The 15,242-nt window shown below is 70.9% G+C and carries 12 protein-coding genes; 6 read left to right on the forward strand and 6 right to left on the reverse strand.

All coding sequences use genetic code 11. The features are described 5' to 3' along the window. Positions 1-332: TSUP family transporter (locus DK254_RS09650; protein ID WP_146219592.1), on the reverse strand; the 332-nt coding region annotated here is incomplete at its 3' end. Between the two features lie 38 nt (positions 333-370). Continuing rightward, on the reverse strand, positions 371-2,329 hold the full coding sequence (gene mnmC, locus DK254_RS09655) for a bifunctional tRNA (5-methylaminomethyl-2-thiouridine)(34)-methyltransferase MnmD/FAD-dependent 5-carboxymethylaminomethyl-2-thiouridine(34) oxidoreductase MnmC (RefSeq protein WP_109933601.1): 1,959 nt from the start codon (positions 2,327-2,329) through the stop codon (positions 371-373). A gap of 107 nt (positions 2,330-2,436) precedes the next feature. On the opposite strand from mnmC, the gene pap reads away from it, so the two are divergent. Both pap and DK254_RS09665 read left to right on the forward strand, forming a co-directional pair. Continuing rightward, positions 2,437-3,927, forward strand: a complete 1,491-nt coding sequence (pap, locus tag DK254_RS09660) for a polyphosphate:AMP phosphotransferase (protein ID WP_109933602.1) — start codon at positions 2,437-2,439, stop codon at positions 3,925-3,927. A gap of 16 nt (positions 3,928-3,943) precedes the next feature. Next, positions 3,944-4,276 (forward strand): tryptophan synthase subunit beta, encoded by a 333-nt coding sequence (locus tag DK254_RS09665; protein ID WP_109933603.1) that lies wholly within the window; start codon positions 3,944-3,946, stop codon positions 4,274-4,276. Positions 4,277-4,640: 364 nt separating this feature from the next. On the opposite strand, the gene lapD is transcribed toward DK254_RS09665, so the two are convergent. Both lapD and lapG read right to left on the reverse strand, forming a co-directional pair. Beyond that, on the reverse strand, positions 4,641-6,590 hold the full coding sequence (gene lapD / locus DK254_RS09670; protein ID WP_109933604.1) for a cyclic di-GMP receptor LapD: 1,950 nt from the start codon (positions 6,588-6,590) through the stop codon (positions 4,641-4,643). Positions 6,591-6,599: 9 nt separating this feature from the next. Further along, positions 6,600-7,295, reverse strand: a complete 696-nt coding sequence (gene lapG, locus DK254_RS09675; RefSeq protein ID WP_109933605.1) for a cysteine protease LapG — start codon at positions 7,293-7,295, stop codon at positions 6,600-6,602. A 191-nt stretch (positions 7,296-7,486) separates the two neighbouring features. Here lapG and DK254_RS09680 point away from each other — a divergent pair, with 191 nt between their 5' ends. The 4 genes from DK254_RS09680 to DK254_RS09695 are packed head-to-tail and all read left to right on the forward strand — an operon-like array spanning position 7,487 to position 13,851. Continuing rightward, positions 7,487-8,611, forward strand: coding sequence for an efflux RND transporter periplasmic adaptor subunit (locus DK254_RS09680; protein WP_256595840.1), 1,125 nt, complete (start codon positions 7,487-7,489; stop codon positions 8,609-8,611). After that, on the forward strand, positions 8,608-11,697 hold the full coding sequence (locus DK254_RS09685) for a multidrug efflux RND transporter permease subunit (RefSeq protein ID WP_109933607.1): 3,090 nt from the start codon (positions 8,608-8,610) through the stop codon (positions 11,695-11,697). The genes DK254_RS09680 and DK254_RS09685 overlap by 4 nt, the downstream gene beginning before the upstream one ends. Positions 11,698-11,743: 46 nt before the next feature. Then, positions 11,744-12,436, forward strand: coding sequence for a heavy metal response regulator transcription factor (locus tag DK254_RS09690; RefSeq protein ID WP_109933608.1), 693 nt, complete (start codon positions 11,744-11,746; stop codon positions 12,434-12,436). Then, entirely contained in the window at positions 12,433-13,851 is a 1,419-nt protein-coding gene (locus tag DK254_RS09695; protein ID WP_109933609.1) for a heavy metal sensor histidine kinase, read from the forward strand. Before DK254_RS09690 ends, DK254_RS09695 begins: the two co-directional genes overlap by 4 nt. Before the next feature lie 3 nt (positions 13,852-13,854). On the opposite strand, the gene DK254_RS09700 is transcribed toward DK254_RS09695, so the two are convergent. Both DK254_RS09700 and DK254_RS09705 read right to left on the reverse strand, forming a co-directional pair. After that, positions 13,855-14,256 carry a YbaN family protein gene (locus DK254_RS09700; RefSeq protein ID WP_109933610.1) on the reverse strand — a complete coding sequence of 134 codons (402 nt, stop codon included), beginning with the start codon at positions 14,254-14,256 and terminating at the stop codon, positions 13,855-13,857. 9 nt (positions 14,257-14,265) lie between these two features. After that, a complete protein-coding gene (locus DK254_RS09705; protein WP_089393041.1) occupies positions 14,266-14,853 on the reverse strand; it encodes a YecA family protein in 588 nt (195 codons plus the stop codon). Positions 14,854-15,242: the final 389 nt, after the last annotated feature.

A 15,242-nucleotide genomic window follows, 5' to 3' on the forward strand; every position in this document is an offset into this window, starting at 1 on the left:
GACCACAGCACCAGGGCGCAGAAGCCGAGGATCAGCACCGCGTCGGGGATGAAGCGGCCGAGCCACTGGCCCAGGGCGTTGCCCGGCCAGCCGGTGAGGGTCAGCCAGAGCAGCGGGCGCCAGGCCACCTGGCCCTGGCGTGCGCGGGGGATGGCGCCGATCAGGGCGGACAGCGCCACCGCGCCCAGGCTCACGCCGATGGCGTCGTGCAGCGGCAGGTGCAGGCTCAGCAGCAGCGGCAGCGCCACCAGCGAGCCGCCGGCGCCGGTGAGGCCCAGCAGCAGGCCGAGGATCAGGCCGATGGCGGTGGATTCGAAGAGCAGGGTGTCCATCTGGCTCGGGGCTCCGGTGGTCCGGTGGCGCGGGGTGATCAGGACTTCTGGCCGCGCACCAGCTCGCGCAGGAAGAAGCGGTTGGGATGGCAGGCCTCGGCCACGGCACGGGGCAGGGGCAGCGGCTCGTCGTCCAGCCAGGCCGCCAGCAGTTCGCCGGACAGCGGCGCGCTGATCAGCCCGCGGGAGCCGTGGGCGCTGTTCAGGTACAGGCCGTCGAGCCAGGGGCAGGGGGTATCCGGCACCTGGCGGGCATCCTTGGCCAGCACGGCGTAGGCTTCGGCGAAGGCTTCGCGCGCGGCCAGCGGGCCGATCAGCGGCAGGTAGTCCGGGGTGGTGCAGCGGAACGCGGCGCGGCCTTCGAGGGCCGCCGGGTCCTGCGGGCCCAGGCGCTGCTGCAGGTCCGGGGAGATTTCCCGCAGCAGGTCGAGGTTGCCCTGGTGCTCGGCGACGGTGGGCTGCAGGTCGTCGCTGTGGAAGTCGAAGCTGGCGCCCAGGGTGTGTTCGCCCAGGCGCGGCGGGGCGACGTAGCCCTCGGCGCAGACCACGGTGCGCAGCGCCGCGCTGTCGGTGGTGGCCGGCAGGCGGCTGATCTGCCCGCGGATGCGCTTGAGCGGCAGGCTGGCCGCGCCGGGGAAGGCGCGCACCTCGGCGGCGGTGGCGAGGATGGCGACCGGCGCGCTGGCCAGGCGCCGCTCGCCACTGCAGGCATGCCACTGCCCGTCTTCGCGCTCCAGGCGCACCTCATGGCCGCTCAGCAGCTCGATGTCCGGGTGTTCGGCCAGGGCCCGGCACAGCGCCGGTGGATGCGCCCAGCCGGCTTCGGGGAAGAACAGCCCGCCAGCCGGCAGGGCGATGCCCGCGCGGGCCTCGGCTTCTTCCTTCGACAGGGCTTGCAGCAGGTCTTCGGGGAAGGCTTCGGCCAGCTTCGCCTGGCGCTTGCCCTCGGCCTCGTCGAAGGCCAGCTGCAGCACGCCGCAGGCGTCCCAGTCGGTGCCGCGCCGTAGGCGTTCCAGCAGCCGGCGGGTATGGCCGAAACCGGCCAGCACTAGGCGCGACAGCGCCGTGCCGTGGGCCGAGAGCTTGAGGTAGAGCACGCCCTGGGGGTTGCCCGAGGCTTCCGCGGCCAGCTCGCCATGGCGTTCCACCAGGCTCACCTTCCAGCCGCGCGCGGCCAGGCTGGCGGCCGTGGCGCAGCCGGCCAGGCCGCCGCCGACCACCAATGCACGGCGCTCGCCCGCGGGCGCCGGCGGGCGCGCGTACCAGGGTCTGGCGGCGTCCTGCGGTTGGCTCTGGAACTGGCCCGCCAGCATCTCGCGCTTCTGCCCGAAGCCCTTGACCCGCTGCATGGCGAAGCCGGCGGCGATCAGCCCGCGGCGCACGAATCCTGCACTGGTGAAGGTGGCGAGCGTCGCGCCGGGGGCGGCCAGCCGCGCCAGTTCGGCGAACAGCGGCTCGGTCCACATCTCCGGGTTCTTCGCCGGGGAGAAACCGTCGAGGAACCAGGCGTCGATGCGCGCGTCCAGCTCCGGCAGGGTTTCCAGCACGTCGCCTACCAGCAGGGTGAGCACTACGCGCCCACCGGCGAACACCAGGCGCTGGAAGCCGGGGTGGATGGCGTGGTACTGCGCCAGCAGCTGCTCGCTCCAGGGCCGCAGTTCGTCCCACAGGGCCAGGGCGCGCACCAGGTCGTCGCGGCGCAGCGGGTACTTCTCCACGCTGACGAAATGCAGGCGCGCGTCCGCCGGGGCCAGGGCCTCGAACTGGCGCCAGGCGCAGAGGAAGTTCAGGCCGGTGCCGAAGCCGGTCTCGCCGATGCACAGGCGCCCGCCCGCCGGCAGTGCGGCGAAGCGCCGCGGCAACTGGTTGCCGTCGAGGAACACGTGGTGGGTTTCCGCCAGGCCCGAGGCACGGGAGAAGTACACGTCGCCGTAGGCGCGCGACAGGGGCTGGCCGTTGTCGTCCCAGTCGAGCTGGGCGCTGTGGATATCGGGCATGGGCGTACCGGCAGTAAAGCGAAGCGCGCATTTTAGCCGATCCCCCGCGCAGACAGTCTGCGTCACATCCGCTACCTTCAATGCAACCCGCAGTCAGGAGGCAGTGCATGTTCGAATCCGCCGAGATCGGCCATTCCATCGACAAGGAAACCTACGAGAGGGAAGTCACGGAGCTGCGCGAAGCCTTGCTGGAGGCCCAGTACGAGCTCAAGCGGCAGGCGCGGTTCCCGGTGATCATCCTGATCAACGGCATCGAGGGGGCCGGCAAGGGCGAGACGGTCAAGCTGCTCAACGAGTGGATGGACCCGCGGCTGATCCAGGTGGACAGTTTCCTCTGGCCCACCGACGAGGAACTCGCGCGCCCGCCACAATGGCGCTTCTGGCGGCGCCTGCCGCCCAAGGGGCGCACCGCGATCTTCTTCGGCAACTGGTACAGCCAGATGCTCCACGCGCGGGTCAACGGCGACATCAAGGACAGCCGCCTGGACGTGGCCATCGACGCCGCCGAGCGTTTCGAGCGCATGCTCTGCGACGAGGGCGCGCTGATCTTCAAGTTCTGGTTCCACCTGTCGAAGAAGCAGCTCAAGGAGCGCCTGAAGACCCTGGAGAAGGACCCGCAGCGTTCCTGGCAGCTGAGCGAGATCGACTGGCAGCAGAGCGAGGTCTACGACAAGTTCGTGCGCTACGGCGAGCGCGTGCTGCGCCGCACCAGCCGCGACTACGCGCCCTGGTACGTAGTCGAGGGCGTGGACGAGCGCTACCGCAGCCTGACCATCGGCCGCACCATCCTCGAAGGCCTGCAGGCGGCGCTCGACGTCAAGGACCGGCCCCGCCGCCAGCCCCACGCCGCGCCGCTGGTGGCCAGCCTGGACAACCGCGGCCTGCTCGACAGCCTCGACCTGAGCCTGGCGTTGAGCAAGGACCAGTACAAGACCCAGCTGGCCCAGGAGCAGGCGCGCCTGGCCACGCTGATCCGCGACAAGCGCTTCCGCCAGCATTCGCTGATCGCCGTGTTCGAGGGCAACGACGCCGCCGGCAAGGGCGGCGCCATCCGCCGCGTCACCGACGCCCTGGACCCGCGCCAGTACCACATCGTGCCCATCGCCGCGCCCACCGAGGAAGAACGCGCCCAGCCGTACCTGTGGCGCTTCTGGCGGCACATGCCGGCGCGCCGGCAGTTCACCATCTTCGACCGTTCCTGGTACGGCCGGGTGCTGGTGGAGCGCGTCGAGGGCTTCTGCCCGCCGGCTGATTGGCTGCGTGCCTACTCGGAGATCAACGACTTCGAGGAGCAACTGGTGGAGTTCGGCATAGTGGTGGTGAAGTTCTGGCTGGCCATCGACAAGGACACCCAGTACCAGCGTTTCAAGGAGCGCGAGAGCATTCCCTTCAAGCGCTACAAGATCACCGAGGAAGACTGGCGCAACCGCGACAAGTGGGACCAGTACGTCGACGCGGTGGGCGACATGGTGGACCGCACCAGCACCGAGATCGCGCCCTGGACCCTGATCGAGGCCAACGACAAGCGCTTCGCCCGGGTCAAGGTGCTGCGCACTCTCAACGATGCGCTGGAGGCGGCGTACAGGAAGGACAAGTGAAGGAGGCGAGGCGGCGATGGTCTACGTGCAACGCGATGAGAACGGCCGCCTGGTGCGGGTCGAACGCGAACCCTTCGCCGGCGGCCAGGGCGTGCCGGCCGACGACCCCGAGGTGCTGGGCTGGCTGAGCGGGGCGCTGGACGCGCGCCTGCAGTCCCTGCAGCGCTCGGACCTGGAGCTGGTGCGGGTGATCGAGGACCTGGTGGGCGTGCTGGTGAGCCGCGGGCTGATCCGCTACACCGACCTGCCCGAGGCGGCCCGGCGCAAGCTGGAGGACCGCGCCACCACCCGCGCCGGGCTGGATGGGCTGGGCGCCCTGGTGGAAGAGGAAGACGAGCGGTTGTTCTGAGGGCCCTGCGCGGCCGGCGGAGCCGATCGCGGACGGAGTTCTCCTACAGGTGGAATGCGAACCTGTAGGAGCAGGCCCTGCCTGCGATTTCGCGCGCAGGGCGCGCTCCTACAAAGGCACGGTGTATGGGCCACCCGTAGGAGCGGACTCTGTCCGCGATAGGCCGGGCCCCATTGCGAAATCGCAGATGAATCCGCTCCTACGGGGCGGGTGGCATGGTTTCCGACTGCCCCGAAGCGCTCTTCGTAGGATGGGTTGAGCCTTGGCGAAACCCATGCGGTCGTGGCGATGGGTATCGCTTCGCTCAACACCATCCTACGGAACCACAACTCTCCCCGGCGCGGACGCCGTCCGCGATTTCGCCCTAGCCCTCTTCCCCCCACGGCGCCGGCGCGCCGATCAGGCGGCCCATGGCCCCCTTGATCCCCATCTCGCGCAGTACCCGCAGTTCCCCCTCGCTCTCCACCATCTCCGCGATCAGCGGCAGGTCGATGCTGTTGGTGGCGCGGAACACCGCCTCGATGAACAGGCGCTTGGCCTGGTCCTGGTCGATGGCGCGGATGTAGCTGCCGTCGAGCTTGAGGTAGGCCAGGCCCAGGTGGGTGAGGTTGCCGATCAGGCTGAAGCGCCCGCCGAAGTGCTGCAGGCCGAGGCTCGCGCCGGTTTCGCGCACGGCCTGGCCGAGCTGCTCCAGCTCGGCCGGCGGCGGCAGGTAGCGTTCGTCCAGCTCCAGGGTCAGCAGGGCGGCCTGTTGCGGGTTGGCCTTGATGGCATCGAGCAGTTGCCGCAGCGCCCGGGGCTCGCGCACGCTGGCGGCCGACAGGCTCAGGGCCAGGGGCTCGGGGTGCCTCGCCAGGTGGGCCAGGGCGTGTTCGAGCATGGCCTGGTCCAGGCGCGCCGCCCAGCCGAAGCGCTCCACCCAGGGCAGGAACTGCCCGGCGGCCACCGCCTGGCCCTGCGGGTCGAGCAGCCGCGCCAGCAGCTTGCGCTGCAGCAGGGCGCCGTCGGCGCAGCCGCGCACCGGCTGGAACCACAGTTGCAGTTGGCTCTTCTGCAGCGCGCTGTCGATCCAGGCGTGCCAGGCGTGGCTGTCCTGGGCCGGCTGGCCGCTGGATTCGTCTAGGCGCTGCCACGGCCGTTCGGCGCTGGCCTGGGCGCTGGCCAGGGCCTGGTCGGCGCGGGCCAGGACGCCGGCCGCCGCCTCGCCCGGGCGGAAGGCCGCCAGGCCCAGGTGCGCCACTGGCTGGACGTCGCTGGCGCCGGTGCGCTGGAGGCTTTCCAGCTGGTCGCTCAAGGCTTCGGCCAGGCGCTCGGCGCCGCTGCCGTCCAGCCCCGGGGCGAGCAGGGTGAACTCGCCGCCGCGGCTGCGCGCGGCCAGCCAGTCGGGCTTGCCGTGCTGGGCCTGGGCGCCCTGCAGCAGGCCGGCCACTTCGCGGATCAGCGCATCGGTGCGCTGGCCGCCCAGGCGCTGGTTGAGCCCGGCCAGGTCGTTCAGGCGCAGCAGCAGCAGGTAGCCGGCGGCGCTCTGCTCGCCGGGTGTCAGCTGGGCTTCCAGGCGGGCGTCGAACAGCCGGCGGTTGGCCAGGCCTGAGAGGCTGTCCTGGTAGGCCTCCTCGCGCAGTTTCTCGCTGCGCGAGGCTTCCTCGGCGAACAGCGCCTTGAGCTTCTCGACCATCTGGTTCATCGCCTGCACCACCCGGCGCAGCTCCGGGGTGCGCGGCTCGCGGGGCAGGGTGAGGAATTCGCGGCGGGTGATGGCCCGGGCCTGCTGCACCATCTGGTCCAGCGGGCGCAGCTGGGCGCGCAGCAGCCAGCCGCCGAGCAGGGCGCTGACCACCCCGCAGCCGAGCAGCCAGGCCAGGCTGCCCAGGGCGCCGTCCCACAGCCGCGCCAGGGCGAATTGCGGGTGGCTGACCACCTCGACCCGCGCCGCCTGTTCCCAGCCGCGCATGATCAGGGCGTCGCCGCCCTCGGCCTTGAGGTCCACCAGGCGGGCGAACCAGCCAGGCACCTCGCCGTTGCCGGGGGCGGCCTTGCGTTCCACCAGCACCTGGCCGTCGGCGATGCGCACCACGCGGATGCTGGCGAAGTAGCCGCTGTCGAAGATGGAGCTGACCATCAGCTCGATCATCGCCGGGTCGTCGACGTGGGGCGTCAGCGACAGCCCCAGGGCGGTGGCGGCGTCCTGGGCGTGGGAGCGCAACTGGCTGATCAGCTGCTCGCGGGAACTCTCCAGGCTGGTGGCGAAGCTGCCGGCGAAGGCCACCACCAGGAACAGGCAGATGGCCAGGAAGAGTTGCTTGAGTAGCGACATGCATGCCTCCTAGCGCGTCTCGTCGAGGACCAGCCCCTCGCCGCGCATCTTGGTCAACAGGTCCTGCCAGCGCGACAGCTGCTTGCTGCTGCCGCTGCGCTTGCCGCCGCCGGGGCCGGGCAACCACAGCCCCTCGGCGTTGAAGGCGTAGACCGGGAGCAGGTCCTGGCGCTGCGAGGCGGGGCGGATCTGCGGGATGAGGTTGTCGAGCACCAGCGGCTCGGCGTCGGCTCTGGCGTACCAGGTCAGCACCATGTGCGCCTGGTTCAGGCGCAGCGCCTTGACGTAGGTGATGCGCAGCCGCTCGCCGGGGATGCCGAGCTGGCGCAGGGTGACGTACTTGGCGATGGCGTAGTCCTCGCAGTCGCCGGCGCCCTTGTACAGCGCCTCGACGGGCGTCGCCCAGTAGTCTTCCTGGCCCCACACGCTGCGGTCGTCGCGGAAGGCCAGGCTGGCGTTGAAGAAGTCGTTGGCGGCCTTGAGCTTGCCGGCCTCGTCCAGGCCCTGGCTGCGCTGCAGCAGCTCGCCCCAGTCGCGGATGCGCTGGCGCGCCGGGCCCAGGTCGCCCCAGCGCTGCTCGGCCTTGCGCAGGATGGCGTCGAAGTCCCACTGCGCCTGGAGGCCCAGGGCCAGGACGAGGAGCAGCGCCAGGCCGGCCCCGGACGGGCGGACGAACAGCCGGAGGGCTCCTTGCAGTGGCCGCATCGCCGGGGCTCCAGGGGGAATGAGTGAAGTCTAGGCGCTGGGTGGCGGCTGTCGATGGCGGCGAAACTGTCAGCATTGTCATCTTCGGGTCAGGGTGGGGTCCCGCGGCCTGGCCTATAAACGCAGGATGCGGTCCGCCGGGCCGCGGCGACGAGGAGGGCGGCATGCAGGCGCAAGGCAGGCGGATAGGGATGGCGGCTGGGCTGCTCGGGGTGGTGCTGGCGGGCGCCCTGGCCTGGGGGCTCGGCGCGCGCCAGGACGAGCCGCGGGCGGCCGCCGCGGCGCCCGGGGTGCCGGTGACCCTGGTGCGGGTGGTGCGCGAGGACCTGGCGCAGAACCTCGCCGGCATCGGCACCGTCACCTCGCTGCACAGCGTGCTGCTGCGGCCCCAGGTCGAGGGCCAGCTGACCGCCCTGCTGGTGGAGGAGGGGCAACTGGTCGAGCGTGGCCAGTTGCTGGCGACCATCGACGACCGCGCCATCGCCGCCGCCCTGGAGCAGGCCGAGGCCACCCGGCAGAGCAACCAGGCGCAGCTGCGCATCGTCGAGCAGGACCTGCAGCGCTACCGCACGCTGATCGAGCGCGGCTCCATCTCCCGGCAGATACTCGAGCAGCAGGAGGCCCAGGCCGCCCAGCTGCGCGCCACCCTGCGGGCCAACCAGGCGACCATCGACGCCGAGCGCGTGCGCCTGTCCTACACCCGCATCACCTCGCCGGTGGCCGGCCGCGTGGGCATCCGCAACGTCGACGTCGGCAACCTGCTGCGCACCAACGACGACAGCAGCCTGTTCAGCGTGACGCAGATCGCGCCCATCTCGGTGGTCTTCGCGCTGCCCCAGGAAAGCCTGCCGCGCCTGCAGCCGCTGCTCGGCGGCGACACCCCGGTCAGCGCCTACAGCCGCGATGGCGGCCAGCTGCTCGGCGAGGGCCGCCTGCGCAGCATCGACAACCAGGTGGCCAGCAGCACCGGCACCATCCGTGTGCGCGCGGTGTTCGACAACCCCGAGGGCAGGCTCTGGCCCGGCCAGTTCGTCGCCATGGAGCTGCGCACCGGCGTGCTGCGCGACGGCCTGCTGCTGGACAGCCGCGCCGTGCGCCGCGGCCTGGAAGGCGCCTTCGTCTACCGGGTGGTGGACGGCAAGGCCGAGGTGGCGCCGGTGCGGGTGCTGCAGGAAGTGGACGGGCGCAGCCTGGTGGAAGGCCTGGAGGCCGGCGAGGCGGTGGTGCTCGACGGCCACTCGCGGCTGGCGCCCGGCGCCCGCGTCGAGGTGCTGGGCGAGGCGCCGGCCCTGGCCCTGCGCCGGAGCCGGCCATGAACGTGCGCGCCGGCATGTCCGGCTGGTGCGTGCGCCACCCCATCGCCACCTGCCTGCTGACCATCGCCTCGCTGCTGCTCGGCCTGCTGGCCTTCCTGCGCCTGGGCGTGGCGCCGCTGCCGCAGGTGGACTTCCCGACCATCCAGGTCAGCGCCCAGCTGCCCGGCGGCAGCCCGCAGACCATGGCCTCGGCCGTGGCCACGCCGCTGGAGGTGCAGTTCAGCGCCATCCCCGGCATCGCCGAGATGACCTCCAGCAGCGCCCTGGGCTCCACCACCCTGACCCTGCAGTTCGAGCTGGAGAAGGACATCGACGTCGCCGCCCAGGAGGTCCAGGCCGCCATCAACGCCGCCTCCGGGCGCCTGCCGGCGGACCTGCCGAACCTGCCCACCTGGCGCAAGGTCAACCCGGCGGACAGCCCGATCATGATCCTGCGGGTGAATGCCGAGCTGCTGCCGCTGATCGAGCTGAGCGACTACGCCGAGGTGCTGCTGGCGCGCCAGCTCAGCCAGGTCGCCGGGGTCGGGCAGATCTTCGTGGTCGGCCAGCAGCGCCCGGCCATCCGCATCCAGGCGCAGCCGGAGAAGCTCGCCGCCTACCGCCTGACCCTCGCCGACCTGCGCCAGGCGCTGCAGTCGGCGAGCGTCAACCAGGCCAAGGGCGCGCTCTTCGGCGACGGCCGGGTGTCCACCCTGGCGGCCAACGACCAGTTGTTCAGCCCCGCCGAGTACGACGACCTGGTGGTGGCCTACCGCGCCGGCGCGCCGGTGTTCCTGCGCGACCTGGCGCAGGTGGTCAGGGCGCCGGAGGACGACTACGTGCAGGCCTGGCCCGAAGGCCGCCCCGGCGTGGCCCTGGTGATCCTGCGCCAGCCGGGGGCGAACATCGTCGAGACCGCGGACGCCATCCAGGCGGCCCTGCCGCGCCTGCGCGAGATGCTCCCGGCAGGCGTCGAGGTGGAGGTGCTCAACGACCGCACCCGCACCATCCGCGCCTCGCTGCACGAGGTGGAGCTGACCCTGCTGCTGACCATGGGCCTGGTGGTGCTGGTGATGGGCCTGTTCCTGCGCCAGCTGTCGGCGACGCTGATCGTCGCCACGGTGCTGGCGGTGTCGCTGAGCGCCAGCTTCGCCGCCATGTACCTGCTGGGCTTCACCCTGAACAACCTGACCCTGGTGGCGCTGATCATCGCCGTGGGCTTCATCGTCGACGACGCCATCGTGGTGGTGGAGAACATCCATCGCCACCTGGAACAGGGCAAGGACCGCGTGCAGGCGGCCCTGGACGGCGCCGCGGAGATCGGCTTCACGGTCATCTCCATCAGCTTCTCGCTGATCGCCGCGTTCATCCCGCTGCTGTTCATGGGCGGCATCGTCGGCCGGCTGTTCCGCGAGTTCGCCGTCAGCGTCACCGCGGCCATCCTGCTGTCGGTGCTGGCTTCGCTGACGGTGGCGCCGATGCTCGCCTCGCGCTTCATGGGCGCGCCGAAGCACGGCGGCCACGGTGGCCTTTCCGAGTGGCTGCTGGCCCGCTACGCCCGCGGCCTGGACTGGTCGCTGCGGCACCAGCGCACGGTGCTGGCGAGCTTCGGCCTGTGCATCGTGGTGGCGGTGGCCGGTTACATGGGCATCCCCAAGGGCTTCTTCCCGCTGCAGGACACCGCCTTCGTGTTCGGCACCACCCAGGCCGCCGAGGACATCGCCTACGCCGACATGGCCGAGAAGCACCGCCAACTGGCCGAGATCGTCGCCGCCGACCCGGCGGTGCAGAGCTACAACCACGCCATCGGCATCACCGGCGGCAGCCAGAGCCTGGCCAACGGGCGCTTCTGGATCGTGCTCAAGGACCGCGGCGAGCGCGACGTCTCGGTGGAGGAATTCATCAACCGCCTGCGCCCGCAGCTGGCCCAGGTGCCCGGCATCGTCCTGTACCTGCGTTCGGCCCAGGACATCAACCTGGCCACCGGCCCGGTGCGCACCCAGTACCAGTACGCCCTGCGCAGCAACGACAGCGCCGAGCTTGCGTTGTGGGCGCAGCGCCTGACCGAGCGGCTGAAGCAGGAGCCGGGGCTGGCCGACGTGTCCAACGACCTGCAGGTGGGCGCCAGCGTCACCGCCCTGGAGATCGACCGGGTGGCCGCGGCGCGCTTCGGCCTGAGCGCCGAGGACATCAGCCAGACGCTGTACGACGCTTTCGGCCAGCGCCAGGTCGGCGAAATCCAGACCGAGGTCAACCAGTACAAGGTGATCCTCGAACTGGACGCCCGCCAGCGCGGCCGCGCCGAGAGCCTGGCCTGGTTCCACCTGCGCTCGCCGCTGACCGGCGAGATGGTCCCGCTGGCGGAGGTGGCGCGGGTCGCGCCGGCGCGTTCCGGGCCGCTGCAGATCAACCACAACGGCATGTTCCCGGCGGCCACCCTGTCCTTCAACCTGGCCCCGGGCACGGCCCTGGGCGAAGCGGTGCGCCTGGTGCAGCGCGCGCAGCAGGAGATCGGCATGCCGGCCAGCATCGGCGGCGACTTCCAGGGTGCGGCGCGGGCCTTCCAGAGTTCCCTGGCGAGCCAGCCGCTGCTGATCCTGGCCGCGCTCTTCGCCGTGTACGTGATCCTCGGCGTGCTCTACGAGAGCTTCGTGCACCCCTTGACCATTCTTTCCACGCTGCCCTCGGCGGGCATAGGCGCGGTCTTCCTGCTCTGGGGCTGGGGCCTGGAGTTCTCGGTGATGGCGCTGATCGGCCTGGTGCTGCTGATCGGCATCGTCAAGAAGAACGGCATCCTGATGGTCGACTTCGCCCTGGCCGCCCAGCGCCAGCGCGGCCTGTCGCCTGCCGAGGCGATCCGCGAGGCGTGCCTGGCGCGCTTCCGCCCGATCATGATGACCACCCTGGCCGCGCTGCTGGGCGCCATCCCGCTGATGATCGGCTTCGGCACCGGCTCGGAGCTGCGCCAGCCGCTGGGCGTGGCGGTGGTCGGCGGGCTGCTGGTGAGCCAGGCGCTGACGCTGTTCAGCACCCCGGTGGTGTACCTGGCGCTGGACCGCCTGTTCCACCGCAAGCCGGCCCCGCTGGCGCTGGGAGGTGCGGCGTGAGGCGCGCCTGGGTAGCATGGCCGCACGCAGCGAACGGAGGCCGGGCATGCGCGTACTGATAGTCGAAGACGAGAGCAAGACCGCGGACTACCTGCAGCGCGGCCTCAGCGAGCAGGGCTTCACCGTGGACGTGGCGGCCGACGGCATCGACGGCCGGCACCTGGCGCTCAACGGCGAGTACGACGTGATAGTGCTGGACGTGATGCTCCCCGGCATCGACGGCTACGGCGTGCTGCGCGCCCTGCGCGAGCGGCGCCAGACGCCGGTGATCATGCTCACCGCCCGCGAGCGCGTGGAGGACCGCGTGCGCGGCCTGCGCGAGGGCGCCGACGACTACCTGATCAAGCCGTTCTCCTTCCTCGAGCTGGTGGCCCGCCTGCAGGCCCTGACGCGCCGCGGCGCGCACCTGGAGAGCGCCACCCAGATGCGCATCGCCGACCTGTCCATCGACCTGGTCAGCCGCCGCGTGTTCCGCGGCGCCACGCGCCTGGAGCTGACCGCCAAGGAATACGCGCTGCTCTGCGTGCTGGCCCAGCGCAGCGGCGAAATCCTTTCCAAGACCGCCATCGCCGAGCTGGTCTGGGACATCAACTTCGACACCGACACCAACGTCGTCGAGGTCGCCATCAAGCGCCTGCGCGCCAAGCTCGACGGGCCCTTCGAGACCAAGCTGCTGCACACCATCCGCGGCATGGGCTACGTGCTGGAGAGCCGCGCCGACCAGGAGGGTGGCGGATGAAGGGGCTGTCGCTGTCCGCCCGCCTGGCCGGCATGTTCGCCATCGCCGCGCTGGGCGCCTTCCTGCTCATCGGCTCGGCGCTGTACTGCGTGCTCGACCGGCAGATCGAGCGCCTGCAGCGCTCTGAGCTGGACACCCGCTTCAACATGGTCGCGCGCATGCTCGACAAGCCCGACCTGGTGCAGCGCTGGCCGCACCTGCAGGGCAAGCTGAACACCCTGAGCCAGGAGTACGAGCTGATCCGTTTCTGGATCGACAGCGACGACGCGAACCTGCGTTACGGCCAGGCCAGCGAGCCGGTGCGCCGCCTGCTGGCCGCCGGCAGCGGCTACGGCGAGCTGGAGTTGCCGGAGCACGGCTCGCCGCTGTCCACCCGCGTCGGCCGCCTGCCGGCCAGCGGCGAGCGCCCGGCGCTGGTGCTGCTCACCGCCATCGACAGCGTGGCCTTCCAGCACGCCCGCCAGGCCACCCTGGTGGCGCTGTTCGGCCTGTCGACGCTGGGCATCGCCCTGGCCTCGCTGTGCGGTCACTGGATCGCCCGCGTCGGTCTGCGGCCGCTGCACCGGCTGAGCGACGAGGCGCGGCAGATCAGCCCGAAGCAGCTGTCCCAGCGCTTGCGCCCGGAGCGCCTGCCGGCCGAGCTGTCGGCCCTGGCCCAGGCCTTCAACGAGGCGCTGGACCGTCTGCAGCAGGCCTACCTGCGCCTGGAATCGTTCAACGCCGACGTGGCCCACGAACTGCGCACGCCCCTGGCCAACCTGATCGGCCAGAGCCAGGTGGCGCTGTCCCGCGAGCGCAGCGCCGGCGACTACGAAGAGGTGCTGCAGTCCAACCTGGAAGAGCTGGAGCGCCTGAGCGCCATCGTCAACGACATGCTGTTCCTCGCCCGCGTCGACCAGGGCAGCCTGGCCGCCGAGCGGGTGGAGACCTCGCTGCGCGCCGAAGTGGGCAACACCCTGGACTTCCTCGAGGTGATCTTCGACGAGCAGGGCGTCAGCGTGGCGCTGCACGGCGAGGCCCGCGCCAGCGTCGAGCGCGCCCTGTTCCAGCGCGCGGTGACCAACCTGCTGTACAACGCTGCCCAGCACACCGCGCCGGGCGGGCGCATCGAGGTGCGCCTGAGCGGCGAGGGCGGTACGGCGCGGGTGGAGGTGAGCAATCCCGGCGCGGCCATCGGCGAGGAGGAGCGCGCCCGGCTGTTCGAGCGCTTCTACCGCGTCGACGCGGCGCGGGCCAACAGCCGGAGCAGCCACGGCCTGGGCCTGTCCATCGTCAAGGCGGTGGCGAGCATGCACGGCGGCAACGTCTTCGTGCGCAGCGAGGCGGGGGTGAACACCTTCGGCTTCAGCGTGGTCGCCGTGCCGGCGCCACCGGGGCCGGACGGGGAGGGCGGCGGGGAGCCGCTGCCGGCCTGAGCCTCAGATGCGGCGGGTCTTCACCTTCAGCAGGATGTACAGGCTGACCAGCACCGCGCTGCTCAGCATGAACACGCGGGCCCAGAGGTGCGGGACCAGGTAGCAGGAGAAGCCGATGCTGATCCACATCAGCCCCACCGTGTAGAGCTTGCCCTTGAGCGGGATGCCGTTGCCTTCGAGGTAGTCGCTGATCCAGGGGCCCAGCCTGGGGTGGCTCACCAGCCAGTCGTAGAAGCGCTGCGAGCTGCGCATGAAGCAGGCCGCGGCGAGCAGCAGGAAGGGCGTGGTGGGCAGCAGCGGCAGGAAGATCCCCGCCACGCCGAGCGCCACGCTGAGCCAGCCGACGGCCAGCAGCAGGTAGCGCACCCAGGCGTGGCGGCTATGGCGGATTTCCCGCGCTGCCATAGCGCCGGATCAGTGTTGGCGGGGCTTGAGCAGCGCCGGTTTTTCTTCCGGGGCCTGGCAGAGCAGGAACAGGTTGGTCAGCAGTTCCGGGATCTGCGCGACCATGTCGTCCACCAAGTGGCGGTCGCGGGCGATCTCGTCGAACTCCGGCTGCTCGTCGAACAGCCCGGAACCGACCATGATCGGCAGCAGCAGCTCGCTGACCTCTTCCTCGGCCTGCTCGAACCACACGGCCTCGCGCAGGAACACGCCTTCCATGAAGCCGATGCACCAGCCGCGGATATCGGAATCGTCCGGCTCGTCGCCCAGATAGGGCTCACAGGGCAGCTCCAGCTCTTCGTCGCTGGCCAGCTGGCGGGTGATGTGCGCCTTGAGCAGCAGCAGGGAGCCCTCGATTTCCTCGCGCTCGGCGTCGCTGCGGTAGTGCGGCGGCTCGGCGAAGAGCGCGTCGATCCACTCGCGGTCGGGCACCTGGTCGGGGCAGATCGCCAAGGCGGTCAGGTAGCCGTGGGCCGCGACATAGTCCAAGGCTTCCTCGTGCAGGTCATCGGCATCGAGAAAGGCTTGCAGGCGGGCCAGTTGGTCGGCGAAGGACATCGGTTACTACCTCGGCGGGGATGCGGGCCTGAATTGTAGTCTTTCCGCGGCCCGCGGGCCAGCCGCGGGGCTTGGCGGGCGGTGGCCGTCGGGCTTTTCCCCAGCTTTTCGTAGGATCGAGGGGGACGCCTGGTTCTTGCTCGAGAACCTTGGCCACGCGTCTCTCTACCAATCGTCATTCCCGCGAACGCGGGAACCCAGAGACTTTTGGGTTTGGGCTCGGTGTAACGCGCCGCACCGAGTGCGTTGATGTCTCTCGTTTCGCCCCCTCGGGCGAGTCACTTTTGTCAATCGCCACAAAAGGAACCAAAAAGGCTTGCCCCGACATACGGGCCCGATGGAGCCGGGCTACCCTCACGAACTCCCCCGCCACGGAGGCCCGCCCCGAC

It is taken from the genome of Pseudomonas sp. RW407, assembly GCF_003176655.1.
In the GTDB taxonomy this organism is placed as follows: Bacteria; Pseudomonadota; Gammaproteobacteria; order Pseudomonadales; family Pseudomonadaceae; genus Pseudomonas; species Pseudomonas delhiensis.